The sequence below is a fragment of the Nocardia brevicatena NBRC 12119 genome (assembly GCF_000308495.1).
Lineage (GTDB): Bacteria > Actinomycetota > Actinomycetes > Mycobacteriales > Mycobacteriaceae > Nocardia > Nocardia brevicatena.
Genome location: NZ_BAFU01000061.1, coordinates 143,601 through 157,668, shown reverse-complemented (window position 1 = coordinate 157,668; position 14,068 = coordinate 143,601). Strand labels below are relative to the sequence as shown.

Here is a 14,068-nt window from a genome sequence, read left to right as displayed (position 1 = left end):
GTGTCGATGGCGTGTCCCCGACCGGGTAGCCTTTTTGACCATGACGAACGGTGAATCGACGCCTCCGGTGTTGAGCGCGTCCGGCACGGTAGGTGTCGCGATGGTGACTCCCTTCGGGGTCGACGGGAAGCTCGACATCGATACCGGCGTCGCCCTGGCGAACCGTTTGGTCGACCGCGGTGTCGACCTGCTCGTGGTGTCCGGCACCACGGGTGAATCGCCGACCACCACCGAGTCGGAGAAGTCCGACCTGCTGCGCGCCCTGGTCTCCTCGGTGGGCACCCGGGCCACCGTGATCGCGGGCGCGGGCACCTACGACACCGCGCATTCCATCGAACTCGCGCGTAATGCCCAGCGTGCCGGCGCGCACGGTCTGTTGGTGGTGACGCCCTACTATTCGCGGCCGACCCAGGAGGGTCTGTTCGCGCATTTCACCGCGATCGCCGACGCCACCGACCTGCCGGTGACCCTCTACGACATCCCGCCGCGCTCGGTGGTGCCGATCGCCTTCGACACCATTCGCCGGCTCGCCGAACATCCGCGGATCGTCGCGGTTAAGGACGCCAAGGGCGATCTGAACGCCGGCGCCGCCCTGATCGATAGCACCGGCCTGGCCTTCTACTCGGGCGACGATATGTTGAACCTGCCCTGGCTCTCGGTCGGCGCGGTTGGGTTCATCAGTGTGATCGGGCATCTGGTGCCGGAGCGGCTGCGGGAACTGCTCGACGCCTACACCGCCGGCGAGGTGGTGCGCGCCCGAGAGATCAATGCCGGCCTGCTGCGGCTCAACGCCGCCATGGCCCGACTGGGGGGTGTGGCGATGACCAAGGGCGCACTGCGCCTGCTCGGTGTCGAGGTCGGCGAGCCTCGCCTTCCGCAGCTCATGCCGAGCACCGAACAGCTCGACGAACTGGCCGCGGATCTGGAAGCGGCCGGGGTGCTCGTATGACGGAACCAACCGGTCGTCGTCCCCGTCGCACCGCCCGCCGGGAAGCGGGGCCTGCCGCCCCCGCGCCGCAGCCGCCCGCCGCGGACCGAGAGCGGGCAGCGGTCGAAGCCGAGCCGACGGCACCCGCCGGCGGGGCGGAACCGCCCGCGGCGCAGTCGGTGTCCGCGGGTACGGAAGCGGCCGAGGCCCGACGCACGCAGGGACGTACCGCCAAACAGGAGAGCACCCGAGCGCAGTCGGACCGGGGCCGGCGCGGTCGCTCCCGGGCATCCGGGCGCGGCCGGTCCGAACAGGTCGTGGAAGAGAGCCCGGAGGCGGTCGCGCAGGATCGGCTCGGTATACCGCCGAAGGTGCCGCGCGGCGGCCTACGGGTATTCGCACTGGGCGGAATCGGCGAAATCGGTCGCAATATGACCGTTTTCGAGTACGACGGCAAACTGCTCATCGTCGACTGCGGGGTGCTCTTCCCGGAGGACCAGCAACCCGGTGTGGATCTGATCCTGCCCGATTTCCGGCCCATCGAGGACCGGATGGACGATGTCGCCGCCGTGGTGCTCACCCACGGGCACGAGGACCATATCGGCGCGGTGCCGTTCCTGCTGCGGCTGCGGCCGGATATCCCGGTGGTGGGCTCCAAGTTCACCCTCGCCCTGGTCGCCGCGAAATGCCGGGAGCACCGCCAGCATCCGAAACTGGTCCAAGTGGCCGAGGGACAGCGCACCGAGCACGGTCCGTTCGAGTGTGAGTACTTCGCCGTCAACCATTCGATCCCCGACGCCATCGCGGTCGCCATCCGCACTCGGGCCGGTCTGGTGCTGCACACCGGCGATATCAAACTCGATCAGCTGCCGCTGGACGGGCGACTCACCGACCTGGCCGGTTTCTCCCGGCTCGGCGACGAGGGTGTAGACCTGTTCCTGGTCGATTCCACCAATGCCGAGGTGCCCGGGTTCGTCACCCCGGAACGGGAGATCGGCGGGGTGCTCGACAGCGTGATCGGCAAGGCCCCCAACCGGGTGATCGTCGCGTCGTTCGCCAGTCATGTGCACCGCATCCAGCAGGTCGTGGACGTAGCGATGCGATACGGGCGGCGGGTGTGTTTCGTCGGCCGGTCGATGGTGCGGAATATGCAGATCGCGCAGGACCTGGGCTATCTGAGCGTGCCGGACGGTCTCGTCGTCGATCTGGACGTGGCCGCCACCCTGCCCGGGAACAAACTGGTGCTGATCTCCACCGGTTCCCAGGGCGAACCGCTGTCGGCGCTGTCGCGGATGTCGCGCGGCGATCACCGGCAGATCAATATCCGCCCCGACGATCTGGTGATCCTGGCCTCCTCGCTGATCCCGGGCAACGAGAACTTGGTCTTCGCGGTGGTCAACGGCCTGGCCCGGTTGGGTGCCACGGTGATCACGCAGCAGAGCGCCAAGGTGCACGTCTCCGGCCACGCCTCGGCAGGTGAGCTGCTGTACCTGTACAACGCCGTACGGCCCACCAACGCCATGCCCGTGCACGGGGAATGGCGGCATCTGCGTGCCAATGCGGCGCTCGCGGTGGCCACCGGCGTACCGGAGGAACGGGTGGTACTCGCCGAGGACGGCGTGGTGGTCGATCTGGTGGACGGAATCGCCACCATTGTGGGCCGGGTCCCCGTGGGGCACGTCTACGTCGACGGGCTGTCGGTCGGCGATGTGGGCGAGTCGACGCTATCGGATCGATTGGTATTGGGTGAGGGCGGTTTCATCGCCATCACCGTCGCCGTGGACGAGACCACCGGCAAGGCGGTGAGCGCTCCGGAGGTGAGCGGACGCGGTTTCTCCGACGACCCCACGGCGTTGGCCGAGGCCGCCGAACTGGTCGAGGCCGAACTGCTGCGGTTGGCCGGTGAGGGTGTCACCGAGACCCATCGCATTGCCCAGGGGGTGCGTCGTGTGGTGGGGCGGTGGGTGGCCGAGACCTATCGGCGTCGCCCGATGATCGTTCCGACCGTTATCGGTGTGTGATTCCTCGGGTCGGTCACCGGCCCCGAGGATCGGTCGTGGCCCCGTAGAACGACGAAACCGCCGGAAGGCTCGGTGCCCTCCGGCGGTTTCGTATCGGTTGCCCGTGATATTACTCGTCGGACTGGCAGGCGGCCGAGTCCAGCTGAGCGGACTTGACGATATTGCACGCGAACTTGTTCGCGATCTTCCACTGATCGCCCTCGGCGACGAAGTCGACGGAGGCGTTCTCCACCGGCTGACCGTCGATGGTGACCTCGGCGTCGGCCTTCAGCTTGCCGTCGGCGGGATCACCCACCTTGGTGATCTTCACCGTGACCTTGTTCTTCTTGGCGGCGTCGACGAGCTTGTCGACCAGCTGCGGATCCTGTTCGGCATCCTCGATCCAGGCCAGCTTCTCTTCTTCGCTGACCGATCCGTCGAGCGCCCGGTTGATCTTGTCGTTGAGCTCTTCCGGGCTGGGCTTGGGCAGGTTGGGCGGCGGGGTGGTGGACGGGGCGGCACCCTCTTCGGTGCCGTCGCTGCTCTTACCCGCTTCGAACCCACCGGCAGCCTGCGTCGCGGATGCGCCCGAATCGGACGAGCTGTCCTCCGAGGATGTGCACGCGGTGAAGGTGAGGGCGGCGGCGGCCATGGTTATGGCGGCCACGACCCGGAAAGGACGAATTTTCACGATTGTTCCCCTACGGAATAGTCACGGACCCGGCATCGGCCGGTCTGGTGGCGGAGCCTTCTTACAGCGAGTAGCCGGAGGTGCAGTTCCAGTGCTCGATGTAGGCGTCACCGTCCGGGTTGTTCGCCAGCGCCTCGGCCCGTGCGTCGGACCGGGTGGCGCCCGCGCCGTAGCTGTAGTAACGGGATGACACCGCCAGGGCGCCGCAGCCGTTGCGCCAGGAGACCTTGGCAATGCAGTCGTCGACACCGCATTCCGACACCGCGCGATCCTCGGCCGAGGAGTAGCTGGGGTAGTCATAGGAGTAGCCGTAACGCCCGGTCGACAGGGACACGGCGATGGCGCCGTAGTAGCTGCTCTGCGCATGCGCGGGTGTCACGGAGACTGCCAGCATCGAACCGATGGTGGCCACCAGAACGGCGGCAACGGTGAGAATCTTCTTCAATGGTGTTCCCATCTCTACTTTTTGGTCCACGACCCTATGGACCGCCTGACAAATTACAGAGCCGGCCACCGGAGAGCAACCGGTCGAATGCCCCGAAAGGTGCGGCCTACACCCCGCTGACCGGTTCCTCCGCTAGGTTCGGAGCGGTGAATATGGCCCAGCGTGAACGTCGCGCCCTTGTCGAGACGATGGAGACCGCCGGACCGGACGCGCCGACCCTATGCGGCGACTGGACGGTACGTGATCTCGCCGCGCATCTGGTGGTTCGGGAGCGCCGCCCCGACGCCGCTCCGGGAATTCTGTTGCGCCCGTTCGCCGGATATCTACGGCGGGTGCAGGACAAGACCGCACGGCGGCCGTTTGCCGAATTACTCGACCGGGTGCGCAACGGGCCACCCTGGTGGTCGCCGCTGCGTCCGGTGGACGCCGTCGTGAATCTGAGCGAGATGTTCGTCCATCACGAGGATGTGCGCCGCGCCCGACCGGAATGGGAGCCGCGGGAGCTGTCCGCCGAGGAGCAGCGGCGGCTGTGGCCGATGGTGCGTCGGGTGGCGTCGATGACCTACCGCAGATCCCCGGTACCGGTGGATCTGGTCACATCCGAGGGGGAGCGGACGCGCGTCGGCCCCAGGGCCGGGGACCCGGTGACCGTGACGGGGACACCCGCCGAACTGCTGTTGCACGCCTTCGGTCGGGACCGGGTCCGGATCGAGACAGCGGGTGATCCGGAGGCCGTGCGTGCGGTGCTGGGCCTGGACCGATCGGTGTGATCGGTCCGTCCGGCTCCGCTGCCGCGACCGCGATCCGGGCCGGATCGCGCCGGTATTCGATGACGGCGCATCGGATGTTCTCCGCCGGGTACGGCGGGCGGTACCAGTGTTGCGGATGGTCCCACCGAGGCAATTGCGGCTAGCCTGAGCCCATGGCAGGTAAGTCCCGCAGCACAACCACGACGGGTGCGCGGGCGGGATCGGCTCGGGGGCGCACGACCGCGGCACGTTCTCGTTCGGGCACCGCGCGCTCGGCCACTGCACGTTCGAATGCCTCCCGTTCGAATACTTCGCGTTCGAGTACTTCGCGTTCGGGCACCGCGCGCCCGGCCTCCGGCGCGCGTGGGCGGGCCACCGCACCGCGTCGGCCGGTCCGCCGGCAATCCGATACGGCGCCGGTGGCGGTGTTCGGCCGGGCGCTCGGCAGCGGTTGGACCGTGGTGGCGCGGGGGCTCGGCGCCACTGTCCGCGCCATCGGCAGAGCGGGCGAGATCGAACACGGCCACCGCCGTGACGGTATTGCGTTGGCGCTCATCGCGGCCGGCACCGTTATCGCGGCCGCGGTCTGGTTCTCGGCGGGCGGTCCGGTCGGGCGCTGGGTGGAGACCGCCATCCGCGCCATCACGGGTTCGGCCTCGGCGCTGCTGCCGTTCGTGCTGTCCGGAATCGCCGTGGTGCTCATGCGCACCGAACCCCGACCGGAGATCCGGCCCCGGCTGGTGCTGGGTGGTGTGCTGGTGGGACTGCCGCTGCTCGGACTGTGGCATATCGCCGACGGAGCGCCCAGCGACGCGGAAGGACGTTCGCAGGCCGCGGGTTTCGTGGGGTTCGTCATGGGCGGTCCCGTGACCGAGGGGCTCACCGCCTGGCTGTCCACCCCGATCCTGTTGTTGGCCACTCTTTTCGGCGCGCTGCTGCTCACCGGGACGACGGTCCGCGAGGTTCCACAGCGGCTGCGCGAATACTTCGGCACCGGCGGTGCGGATCCGGTGGACGGCGAATACGGCGATTACCGATCCGAATATGGTCCCCCCGACTATGGCCCGGATGGTTTCCCGGTGCACCGTCCGCGCTCGGGCCGTCGCGGTCGCAGCCCCGGTGAGAACTATCCGGCCGACGAATACGGTGGGGCCGATACCACGGGCGAGCCGCCGCTGCGCGACGCGAAACCGATTGCCGATGAATCCGTGCCGCCCATCGAGGCACCCCCCGAGCGGCCGAAGCGGGGGAAACGTGCGGCCGAGCCCGTCGATCAGACCCCGCTGCCGCTTCCGGAACCGGAGTTCGTCGCCGAGCGGGTCACCGAGGGCGGTTACACGCTGCCGCCGATGAAACTGCTCGTCGACGGAGACCCGCCCAAGAAGCGCAGTGCCGCGAACGAATCGATGATCGAGGCGATCACCGAGGTGTTGGTGCAGTTCAAGATCGACGCGGCGGTGACCGGATTCGTCCGGGGCCCGACGGTCACCCGATACGAGGTCGAACTCGGCCCCGGGGTGAAGGTCGAGAAGATCACCGCCCTGGCCCGCAATATCGCCTATGCCGTCGCCACCGAGAACGTGCGGCTGCTGGCCCCTATCCCTGGCAAGTCCGCGGTGGGTATCGAGGTGCCCAATTCCGATCGGGAACTGGTGCGCCTGGCGGATGTACTGAAGGCGCCCGCGACCCGCAACGACCACCATCCGCTGGTGATCGGGCTCGGCAAGAACATCGAGGGCGAGTTCGTCGCGGCCAATCTGGCGAAGATGCCGCATCTGTTGGTGGCCGGTTCCACTGGATCCGGTAAGTCGAGTTTCGTGAACTCGATGCTGGTTTCACTGCTGCAGCGGGCCACCCCGGACGAGGTCCGCATGATCCTGATCGATCCGAAGATGGTGGAACTGACCCCCTACGAGGGCATTCCGCATCTGATCACCCCCATCATCACCCAGCCGAAGAAGGCCGCGGCGGCGCTGGCCTGGCTGGTGGAGGAGATGGAGCAGCGCTATCAGGACATGCAGGCCACCCGGGTCCGGCATATCGACGACTTCAACCGGAAGGTCAAGTCCGGGGCCGTCACCACTCCGTTGGGCAGTGAACGGGTGTATCGCCCCTACCCGTACATTCTCGCCATCGTCGACGAACTGGCCGATCTGATGATGACCGCGCCGCGCGATGTCGAGGACGCCATCGTGCGGATCACCCAGAAGGCGCGAGCCGCGGGTATCCATCTGGTGCTGGCCACGCAGCGGCCGTCGGTGGACGTGGTCACCGGCCTGATCAAGACGAACGTCCCGTCTCGGTTGGCGTTCGCCACCTCCTCGCTCACCGATTCCCGTGTCATCCTGGACCAGCCCGGCGCCGAGAAGCTCATCGGCATGGGCGATGGTCTCTTCCTGCCCATGGGAGCGGGAAAGCCGACCCGGTTGCAGGGCGCGTTCATCAGCGACGAGGAGATCCAGGCCGTCGTCGAGTTCGCCAAGAACCAGGCCGAGCCCGAGTACACCGAAGGGGTCACGAGCGCCAAGGCGGGGGAGAAGAAGGACGTCGATCCCGATATCGGCGATGATCTGGACCTGTTCCTGCAGGCGGTGGAGCTGGTGGTCACCTCCCAGTTCGGGTCGACCTCGATGTTGCAGCGCAAACTGCGGGTCGGTTTCGCCAAGGCGGGTCGGTTGATGGATCTGATGGAGACCCGCGGGGTGGTGGGGCCCAGCGAGGGCTCGAAGGCCCGGGATGTATTGGTCAAACCGGACGAGCTCGACGGCCTGCTCTGGTCGATTCGCGGGGGCGGGGCCGACTCTCCGGAATCGGCCGAGGACTGATCGGTTTCCGAGCCGCTGGGGGTGGGGTTTGTCACACCGGTCCGCCCGCGGGTATGGAATCGTGACCGGCAAATGCCCCGCAATCCAATGGAAACAGACAAATCAGGCATGATGGCACCCATGACCGGTACTGCCGAACGGATCGCCGCATGCAGGTAACGACAGTGGTATGGGGGGTCACCATCCTGGTGATCCTCGGCTTGTTCGTCTTCGATTTCTTCGCCCATGTGCGCACCCCGCACGAACCGACCTTCCGGGAATCCGCGTTCTGGTCGGCGGTCTACATCGGGCTCGCCCTCGCCTTCGGTGGCCTGGTCGCCGTGAAGTGGGGCGGGGTCTACGCGGGGGAGTACTACGCGGGTTTCATCACCGAGAAAGCGCTCTCGGTCGACAACCTGTTCGTATTCCTGATCATTATGTCCACCTTCGCGGTGCCACGGGCATATCAGCAGAAAGTCCTGCTGATCGGCATCGTGATCGCACTGGTGATGCGCGGTGCGTTCATTGCCGTGGGCGCGGCCGCGATCAGCGCCTTCAGCTGGGTCTTCTACCTGTTCGGCATCTTCTTGATCTACACCGCCGCCAAACTCCTGAAAGAGAGCGGGCACGAGGTCGAACACGAACAGAAACGCGACAGCCGGATCGTCGCGCTGACCAAGCGCCTGGTACCGACCACCGAGCAGTTCCACGGCGACTCCCTCATCGCCCGGATCGGCGGTAAACGGGTGGTCACTCCCATGCTGTTGGCCCTGCTGGCGATCGGATTCACCGACCTGTTGTTCGCGCTGGACTCCATCCCGGCCATCTACGGTCTCACCGAACAGCCCTATCTGGTGTTCACCGCCAACGCCTTCGCGCTGATGGGCCTGCGCCAGCTGTACTTCCTCATCGGCGGCCTGCTCGACCGGTTGGTCTACCTGTCCTACGGGCTGGCCGCGATCCTCGCGTTCATCGGTGTGAAACTGATGCTGCACGCGCTGCACGAAAACAACCTGCCGTTCGTCAACGGTGGCGAACACGTGGCGGTACCGGAGATATCCACGGCCGTCTCGCTGTCGGTGATCGTCGGGATCCTGGTGGTCGCGACGGTGGCCAGCCTGTGGCGAACCGGCGGCAGGGCCCGACCGGTCGAGCCCGCGGATTCGGGGAGCGCGCCGCGCGAGCGGTGACCGGGATACGGCCGCTCCGGCCGGCGGGCCGTCGCGGCTCGCCGGCCGGGCATTCCTACCCGGCGTCGGTGAAGGCGCCGAGCGTCGGCTGCCATTCGACCACGCGGACCTCGTCGATCAGTTCGTGTCGTGCGAACGGATCCCGGGTCAGCAGCTCCTTCATCGCCGTATCATCGGCCGCGCGCAACAGCAGCAATGCGCCGGAACCGTCCGAATACGGGCCGCTGCTGAGCAGGACGCCGTCGGCGAGCAGGCCGGACAGCCAGCCGCGGTGGGCGGGGCGGTGGGTGTCGCGACCGGCGACGGTGGCGGCGGAATAGGTGTAGTGGACTGCGAAGATCGGCACGCGCCGAGCTTAACGATGCCGTCGGTCACACCGACACCCCCGGAATGGGTGCCGTCGAGCATTACAGGGTCAGCAGCATCCGGGTGTTGCCGAGGGTGTTCGGTTTCACATAACTCAGATCCAGGAATTCGGCGACGCCGGTGTCGTAGGAGCGACACATCTCCGCGTAGACCTCGGCGGTCACCGGAGTGCCGTCGAGCTCAACAAAACCGTGCCGGCCGAAGAACTCCACCTCGAAGGTGAGCACGAACAACCGCTGCAGCTCCAATTCCCGGGCCACTTCGACCAGCCGCCGCACGATGAGTTTGCCCACACCATGCCCCTTGACATCCGGATGGACAGCGACGGTGCGCACCTCGCCCAGATCGGCCCACAGCACGTGCAGGGCGCCGCAACCGACCACCCGCCCACCGTGTTCGGCGACCCAGAATTCCTGGACCGCCTCATACAGGTTGACCAGGTTCTTCTCCAGCAGGATCCGACCCGCGTAGATATCGACCAGCGCCTTGATCGAGGGGACGTCGGAGGTGCGCGCCCGCCGCACCGTTATATCGGTGCCCGGTGTCGCGGGCGCGTCGCCGAGCGAACCACTCCGTGGTCCCAGTGAGTTGACGTCCCCCCCGGCCTGAAGACCGGAGGTTCCTGCCGTGCCGCTCACGCGACACCTCGGTGGGCTCCTGTTTCACCGGCCGATGCCACAGTAGACCGTGGTCTTACCCAGCCTCCGCAGGCGTTTATCGTCTCCGCCCGCCCGGCGCCGACGAGGGCAGCGTACCCGAAGGTGGCCGGATGCGCTGACCCCCACGTGGACGTGGAGATCAGCGCGCTACATTCGCTGGTCATGGAGTGCACAGTAGTCTCACCTGCTACCGAGAGACGTACCCGCGCCTGCGTCGGCCGTACACGGACTGTCGGCGGTCGGGCTTCCGGCAGTGCCTATTAGGCTTGGGGTGTGCCGCACCCCCAGTCCTACCGCCCCATCCTCCGCGCAGGGCAGCGTGACTGGTCCGAGAGGCGGCCATGAGCGTGTACCCCGAGGAGATGGATCGCCGCCCGGCTCCCCCCGTGGCGGCGCGCCCCGGGCCGCTTCCGGCGCGGGCCGAGACCGCTGTTCCGCTGTGGAATATCGCGAATGTGCTGACCATGATGCGGATCGGCCTGGTGCCGTTGTTCGTATTCGCCTTGTTCGCCGGCGGCGGCCACCAGACCGGTTGGCGGATCACCGCCACCGTGCTGTTCGGACTCGCCGCCGTCACCGACCGTTTCGACGGGCAACTGGCGCGCAAGTACGGGCTGATCACCGATTTCGGCAAACTCGCCGATCCGATCGCGGACAAGGCGTTGATCGGGGCGGCGCTGATCGGACTGTCACTGCTGAGTGAGCTTCCCTGGTGGATGACCGTGGTGATCTGCGTCCGCGAGATCGGTGTGACGCTGCTGCGGCTGGCGGTGGCGCGCCACGGTGTGATCCCGGCCGGGCGCGGGGGGAAGCTGAAAACGCTGGTGCAGTCGCTGGCCATCGGGGTGCTGCTGCTCCCGCTCTCCGGGGGATTCCAGACAGCGGGAATGGCACTGATGTGGATCGCGTTGATACTCACGGCGGCCACCGGGTTGGACTATCTGGGCCAGGCCGCGCGGCTGTGGTCCGCCGGCTCCGGCCGATCGAGCGGCGCATGAGCGGTACCAGGGGGCCCACGACCGTGACCGATCCGCTGACCACCGACACCGACGCCGTCGCGCTGGTCGGTGCGCTGCGCGCGACGAACCAGACCGTCGCCACCGCGGAATCACTGACCGCCGGGCTCGTGGCCGCGACCATCGCGGGCGTGCCGGGCGCCAGCGCCGTGCTACGCGGTGGACTCGTGGTGTACGCCACGGACCTGAAACACAGCCTGGCCGGGGTGAGCGACGAGATACTCGCGGCCGAAGGACCGGTTGCAGCGAGTACCGCCGAACAGTTGGCAGTCGGGGCGCGTACCCGCTGCGCCGCGGACTGGGGACTCGCGCTGACCGGGGTGGCCGGACCGGACCCGCAGAACGGTATCGGCGCCGGCACGGTGTTCCTCGGGCTGGCCGGCCCGAGGCATACCGAGGTGATGCGGTTGAAACTGTCGGGCCACCGGTGGAATATCAGGTTCGACGCGACACGGACGGCGATACGGGAACTGTTGCGATGTGTACGCGGCGCCGCGGCCGCCGGGTGAACTTCCGGTGACCTCTCCTCCGCGCCCACACCACATATGGGAACCAACTCGCCCGATCCCACGTTGTGCCAGAAAGGACGGCGTGTGCCACGGCATGCTCCGCCGTACGGGCCGAGCGCCCACCGGGAGAAGGAGAACGCGATGACGCTGCTGCGAGAGGCCATCGGGGACAGTCTGCGGCGTGCTCGCCTCGCCCAGCGCCGGACCCTGCGGGAAGTGTCCACCTCGGCCCGGGTGAGCCTGGGGTATCTGTCGGAAGTGGAGCGGGGCCGCAAGGAGGCCTCCAGCGAACTGCTGGCGGCGATCTGCGAGGCATTGGATGTCCCGTTGTCCCGGGTGCTGTGGGATGTGAGCACGATCATCGCCGACAGCGGTACGCCCACGGCCGAGCGCGAGACCGTCGCGGCCCCCACGCCGGTTCCGGAGCCCGCCGCCAGGACCGGTCCCGATAGCGCCGCGTTGTCCGAGGCCGATACCGCATCCGCCGGGTCCGACGCACCCGTCGGCCGGCCGCAGATCGACGAGGACACCCGGATCGTCATCCCGGCGCCGAAGAACGAAACCCTGGTGCTGGTCAAGGTCGCCTAGGGGAAATCGGGGAAAGACCAGGGTCCGTGCCGATGCGCGCCGGGTGGGGGAACGGATAGATTCGTAGCGGGCGTCGGTTACGGGTTCACGATCCGGACGCGGTAACGCTCGGTCACCGGTACCGGGCGTCGAAATGGTGGAGGATAGGCATATACCGGGTGCGTGACGGTCGCGCACCGCACGTCGCGCAGGCGGCACAGCAGATGGAGGCGGGATCAACCGATGGCTAATCCGTTCGTCAAGGCCTGGAAATACCTGATGGCCCTTTTCGACGCCAAGGTCGAGGAGCACGCGGATCCGAAGGTCCAGATTCAGCAGGCTATCGAGGAAGCCCAACGCCAGCACCAGGCTCTGTCGCAGCAGGCGGCCTCGGTGATCGGCAACCAGCGTCAGCTGGAGATGAAACTGAACCGCCAGCTCGACGAGGTCGAGAAGCTCAACGCCAATGCCCGGCAGGCCGTACTGCTGGCCGATCAGGCCAACGCCGCGGGCGATGCCGAGAAGGCGATCCAGTACACCAACGCCGCCGAGGCGTTCGCCGCTCAGCTGGTCACGGCCGAGCAGGCCGTGGAGGACCTGAAGGTGCTGCACGACCAGTCGCTGCAGGCGGCCGCGCAGGCCAAGAAGGCGGTCGAACAGAACGCCATGCTGCTGCAGCAGAAGGTCGCCGAGCGCACCAAACTGCTCAGCCAGCTGGAGCAGGCCAAGATGCAGGAGCAGGTCAGCGCCTCGCTGCAGCAGATGGACAGCACCCTGTCCGCGCCGGGCAACGTGCCCAGCCTGGACGCGGTGCGGGACAAGATCGAGCGCCGCTACGCCAATGCGCTCGGCGCCGCCGAACTGGCGCAGAACTCGGTGCAGGGGCGGATGCTGGAAGTGCAGCAGGCCAGTGTTCAGATGGCCGGGCACAACCGGCTGGAGCAGATTCGGGCATCGATGCGCGGCGAGGCGCTGCCCGCCGGCGGCACCGGCCCCGCCCTCGATTCCGCCAAGGCCCAGGCCGAGCCGGCGCAGCCGCAGCCACAGATGAACAAGGGGCAGACCGCTCAGCAGTAGCGGTTCGGGGTTTCGGCAAGGAAGTACAGTCATGAGCGGTCGACGATCCCGCATCTCCCCGTCCGGGCCCCGCTATCCGATCCGACCCCGGCACGGGGTGGACCCGCAGCAGCCCGCCCTGCCGGATACCCTGCGCGAGGTGGGTGAGCACGCACTGGTGGCGGTCCGCCGCTGGGCCGATCCGCGGGAGCGTGAAATGCGGCGACGTCGCCGACTCCGCCGGCGCAGTGTGCGGCTCGGTACCGCCTCGGGTATCACCACCGTCGGCGCGGTCGGGTTGGCCGTCGTCTCCGCCCCCGCCTGGGTGGTCGTGCTTCTCGGCGGCGGTGCCGTCGCGCTGGTCACCGGCGCGGCGCTGAGCACCCGTCGATACCTGCGGATGCGCAGCATCCCACTGCCCCGTGCCGGATATATTCCGCGCAAACTGCCTCCGGGCCGGTCGGTCGCCCGCGCGCCGATGGAGCGGCTCGCGCGCGCCGAACGCGCGCTGCACGAGTTGGGCGGGCATATCGCGCGGTCCCGTCGGCTGCCGTCGGAGGAACTCGACGATATGTTGGCCACCGCGGGTTCCGGCGCCGCCGCGCTTCATGCGCTGGCCGCCGATATCGTGGCCATGGAACAGGCGGGTATCACCCTGGGTTCGATGGACTCGGAGACGGTCGGGGTGCTCGCCGAGCAGTTGCGGCACATCCTGTCCCGGTTGGAGGCCGGAATCGTCGAATACGAGCAGATTGTGGCCGCGGCCGGGCGGGTGCTCGCCATCCCGGAGATGACCGTGGTGCACCATGAATTCGACGTCGTCGTCGCCGATCTGCGCCACGCCGCCGACCGCATGGACGGCTGGGCCCAGGCGCTGACCGAGCTCGCCGACAAACCGTCGTATGCGGTGGGCGCTCCGCTGCCCTCGACGCTGCCGCTGCCGGAAAGCCCTCCGCGGTACGGACAGTTCCGCTGACCGTACCGGTCCTTCGTGGTTGTTCGGGGATAACCCTGATCTTCACCCCGATATTGGCTTTCACCTGGTGATTTCTCGGGCTCGGACTGTAATGCTCGAGGTGTAGCGCCAC

15 protein-coding genes are annotated in these 14,068 nt (G+C 67.7%); 10 read left to right on the top strand and 5 right to left on the bottom strand.

Annotated elements, in window-relative coordinates:
* Positions 1-40: 40 nt before the first annotated feature.
* Positions 41-949: a 4-hydroxy-tetrahydrodipicolinate synthase gene (gene dapA / locus ON20_RS16770; protein WP_040836585.1), complete on the top strand. Its 909-nt coding sequence runs from the start codon at positions 41-43 to the stop codon at positions 947-949.
* Positions 946-2,949, top strand: coding sequence for a ribonuclease J (locus ON20_RS16765; RefSeq protein ID WP_040836584.1), 2,004 nt, complete (start codon positions 946-948; stop codon positions 2,947-2,949). Before dapA ends, ON20_RS16765 begins: the two co-directional genes overlap by 4 nt.
* A gap of 109 nt (positions 2,950-3,058) precedes the next feature.
* Here ON20_RS16765 and ON20_RS16760 read toward each other — a convergent pair whose 3' ends face one another.
* Positions 3,059-3,619 (bottom strand): WKL family lipoprotein, encoded by a 561-nt coding sequence (locus ON20_RS16760; RefSeq protein WP_040836583.1) that lies wholly within the window; start codon positions 3,617-3,619, stop codon positions 3,059-3,061.
* 61 nt (positions 3,620-3,680) lie between these two features.
* Positions 3,681-4,076, bottom strand: a complete 396-nt coding sequence (locus tag ON20_RS16755; RefSeq protein ID WP_040836582.1) for a DUF4189 domain-containing protein — start codon at positions 4,074-4,076, stop codon at positions 3,681-3,683.
* Positions 4,077-4,210: 134 nt separating this feature from the next.
* Here ON20_RS16755 and ON20_RS16750 point away from each other — a divergent pair, with 134 nt between their 5' ends.
* Positions 4,211-4,834, top strand: a complete 624-nt coding sequence (locus tag ON20_RS16750; protein WP_086009003.1) for a TIGR03085 family metal-binding protein — start codon at positions 4,211-4,213, stop codon at positions 4,832-4,834.
* Positions 4,835-4,973: 139 nt separating this feature from the next.
* Here the strand turns inward: ON20_RS16750 and ON20_RS40285 are convergent, their stop codons facing one another.
* A complete protein-coding gene (locus tag ON20_RS40285) occupies positions 4,974-5,189 on the bottom strand; it encodes a hypothetical protein (protein ID WP_306306853.1) in 216 nt (71 codons plus the stop codon).
* Positions 5,190-5,238: 49 nt separating this feature from the next.
* Between ON20_RS40285 and ON20_RS16740 the strand changes: the two genes are divergently transcribed.
* On the top strand, positions 5,239-7,638 hold the full coding sequence (locus ON20_RS16740) for a DNA translocase FtsK (protein ID WP_306306855.1): 2,400 nt from the start codon (positions 5,239-5,241) through the stop codon (positions 7,636-7,638).
* A gap of 149 nt (positions 7,639-7,787) precedes the next feature.
* On the top strand, positions 7,788-8,807 hold the full coding sequence (locus ON20_RS16735) for a TerC family protein (RefSeq protein ID WP_040836579.1): 1,020 nt from the start codon (positions 7,788-7,790) through the stop codon (positions 8,805-8,807).
* 55 nt (positions 8,808-8,862) lie between these two features.
* Here ON20_RS16735 and ON20_RS16730 read toward each other — a convergent pair whose 3' ends face one another.
* Both ON20_RS16730 and ON20_RS16725 read right to left on the bottom strand, forming a co-directional pair.
* Entirely contained in the window at positions 8,863-9,153 is a 291-nt protein-coding gene (locus ON20_RS16730) for a YciI family protein (protein WP_040836578.1), read from the bottom strand.
* Positions 9,154-9,214: 61 nt separating this feature from the next.
* Complete coding sequence (locus ON20_RS16725) at positions 9,215-9,757, bottom strand: amino-acid N-acetyltransferase (RefSeq protein ID WP_051162661.1); 543 nt, start codon at positions 9,755-9,757, stop codon at positions 9,215-9,217.
* Positions 9,758-10,173: 416 nt separating this feature from the next.
* Between ON20_RS16725 and pgsA the strand changes: the two genes are divergently transcribed.
* The 5 genes from pgsA (at position 10,174) to pspM (ending at position 13,956) form a co-directional block, all read left to right on the top strand.
* Positions 10,174-10,830 (top strand): CDP-diacylglycerol--glycerol-3-phosphate 3-phosphatidyltransferase, encoded by a 657-nt coding sequence (gene pgsA / locus ON20_RS16720; RefSeq protein ID WP_083864976.1) that lies wholly within the window; start codon positions 10,174-10,176, stop codon positions 10,828-10,830.
* Positions 10,827-11,357 (top strand): CinA family protein, encoded by a 531-nt coding sequence (locus tag ON20_RS16715; RefSeq protein ID WP_169332347.1) that lies wholly within the window; start codon positions 10,827-10,829, stop codon positions 11,355-11,357. The genes pgsA and ON20_RS16715 overlap by 4 nt, the downstream gene beginning before the upstream one ends.
* A gap of 141 nt (positions 11,358-11,498) precedes the next feature.
* Positions 11,499-11,945: a helix-turn-helix domain-containing protein gene (locus tag ON20_RS16710; RefSeq protein WP_040836673.1), complete on the top strand. Its 447-nt coding sequence runs from the start codon at positions 11,499-11,501 to the stop codon at positions 11,943-11,945.
* Between the two features lie 222 nt (positions 11,946-12,167).
* On the top strand, positions 12,168-13,001 hold the full coding sequence (pspA, locus tag ON20_RS16705; RefSeq protein WP_040836576.1) for a phage shock protein PspA: 834 nt from the start codon (positions 12,168-12,170) through the stop codon (positions 12,999-13,001).
* Between the two features lie 31 nt (positions 13,002-13,032).
* On the top strand, positions 13,033-13,956 hold the full coding sequence (gene pspM, locus ON20_RS16700; protein WP_174361897.1) for a phage shock envelope stress response protein PspM: 924 nt from the start codon (positions 13,033-13,035) through the stop codon (positions 13,954-13,956).
* Positions 13,957-14,068: the final 112 nt, after the last annotated feature.

Bases quoted from the DNA above. Each gene is read 5' to 3' on its own strand.
- dapA (WP_040836585.1), top strand. From the start codon at position 41: ATGACGAACGGTGAATCGACGCCTCCGGTGTTGAGCGCGTCCGGCACG.
- ON20_RS16765 (WP_040836584.1), top strand. From the start codon at position 946: ATGACGGAACCAACCGGTCGTCGTCCCCGTCGCACCGCCCGCCGGGAA.
- ON20_RS16755 (WP_040836582.1), bottom strand. From the start codon at position 4,076: ATGGGAACACCATTGAAGAAGATTCTCACCGTTGCCGCCGTTCTGGTG.
- ON20_RS16735 (WP_040836579.1), top strand. From the start codon at position 7,788: ATGCAGGTAACGACAGTGGTATGGGGGGTCACCATCCTGGTGATCCTC.
- pgsA (WP_083864976.1), top strand. From the start codon at position 10,174: ATGAGCGTGTACCCCGAGGAGATGGATCGCCGCCCGGCTCCCCCCGTG.
- ON20_RS16715 (WP_169332347.1), top strand. From the start codon at position 10,827: ATGAGCGGTACCAGGGGGCCCACGACCGTGACCGATCCGCTGACCACC.
- ON20_RS16710 (WP_040836673.1), top strand. From the start codon at position 11,499: ATGACGCTGCTGCGAGAGGCCATCGGGGACAGTCTGCGGCGTGCTCGC.
- pspA (WP_040836576.1), top strand. From the start codon at position 12,168: ATGGCTAATCCGTTCGTCAAGGCCTGGAAATACCTGATGGCCCTTTTC.
- pspM (WP_174361897.1), top strand. From the start codon at position 13,033: ATGAGCGGTCGACGATCCCGCATCTCCCCGTCCGGGCCCCGCTATCCG.